The following is a 1,646-nucleotide window of genomic DNA, read 5'->3' as shown; positions in this document are numbered from 1 at the left end:
TGTCATGTCTAGGGACTTTTTGGACAAGGAGTCCAGGAGGTTTTTGGACAGGATGTCTAGTAGCTTTTTGGACGCCTACAGCGGTGGAATAGCCGGATGGCTATTCCACTACACAAGCGCAGAAAGGTCGCAGATTTCGATCCCGTTCGTGACGGCAAAACGATCACGCAGTTTTGCAAAGAACTGGGCATCTCGCGGCAGACGTACCACAACATCAAAAACCGGATCACGCAGAAGGGTCGATCCGGCATCGTGCCAGATTCGACTGCACCGAAGCACCCGGCCGGAAAATTTCAGGACGCCGACAAGATCGCCGTCGTCCACGCCAGGCAAAAGCTGATGGAACAGGGCTTGGATTACGGGCCTTGGTCGATCTACTACTTCTTGTTCGACTCCGTCGGTGCCGATCGCACCCCTTCACGTTCCACAATCGCCTCATGGCTCCATGAGCTGGGGTTTGTCGACGTTAATGCCCGCAAACGGCCGAGGAGTTCCTATAGACGCTTCGCCCGTGACTTCGTCGGTGAACTCTGGCAGATCGATGGGCTGGTCTATCGTCTCTTCGACCATGCGCACACGCTCGTGACGATCTACCAGGTCATCGACGACGCGAGCAGATTCGACGTCGGAAGCAAAGCATTTGCATTGCCGGAAAACGGTACTGACGCTCGCGCCGTGCTCGCTGAAGCGTTCGCCACCTACGGCAAACCCCAAGAGATCCTTTCCGACAACGGCGACGCGTTTGCCGCCTACCACCGTGGATACCTCACAGCGACTGAAACCTGGCTTGCCAGCGAAGGTGTACTCGCCATTGCTGGATTCGCGCCGACAACCCAAGGCAAAGACGAACGCTCCCACCGCACGCTGACCCAGTTTCTCGACGCTCGCCACCCAGTAAGCCTTGCCGAGGTCAACACGTATCTGGCTGAGTATCGGCACGTGTACAACGAACGACGACGGCACCAATCACTGCTGGTCGGCAAGATGCACATCACTCCACGCCAGGCTTTCGAGACCTTCCCCAAAGCACCTTCGCCCACGCAACCACTTGATCCAGATCAGGTCTGGGCCCGCGTGCTTGCCTACAACCAGGCGCACAACCCGCAGGCAGCAAACGAAGTGAGAAACGGCCCCGGGGAAGCGGCAACTTCACCCGAGACCAGCACCGATGACATAGCAGCTTCACACGGCATACCTGGCACCGATACCCCCACACTAACGGTGCCGACCATACAATCAACAAACGATTGGGGCATCCCGGAAAAGCTCCGCGTGAGCAAAGACGGTGTCGTTCGTGTGTGTAGCTACGGGCTCTACATCGGCCTAAGATTCAAAAACCGCAAGCTCTACGCCACGGTCACGAACGACGATGTCGCGGAGTTCTTCACGGCCCACGACGGTGAGTTCCTCTTCAGCGTGCCACTGCCGGTCACACTGAGCCACAGGCCACCAGGCGGGCAGATCAACATCAACCTCGTTGAAGGAATGAAGCACCGCAGGCCGCCGCGGATGAACCCGAAACTGTCCAAACCCCGACCGAAGCGCAGGCCACCAGAATGACCCGCTAGAAACTGTCCAAGAACTCCATAGATTCCGTGTCCAAAAAGTCATTGGACTCCTTGTCCAAAAACTCTATGGACATAACA

General features: G+C 57.0%; 1 protein-coding gene. It reads left to right on the top strand.

Annotated features, from left to right (window positions below; translation table 11 throughout):
* Nucleotides 1–96: 96 nt before the first annotated feature.
* Complete coding sequence (locus EAW56_RS12045) at nucleotides 97–1,560, top strand: integrase core domain-containing protein (protein ID WP_122086791.1); 1,464 nt, start codon at nucleotides 97–99, stop codon at nucleotides 1,558–1,560.
* Nucleotides 1,561–1,646 lie beyond the last annotated feature (86 nt).

Source organism: Corynebacterium gottingense (assembly GCF_003693265.1).
Lineage (GTDB): Bacteria > Actinomycetota > Actinomycetes > Mycobacteriales > Mycobacteriaceae > Corynebacterium > Corynebacterium gottingense.
This window is presented reverse-complemented; position numbering and strand designations above follow the sequence as displayed.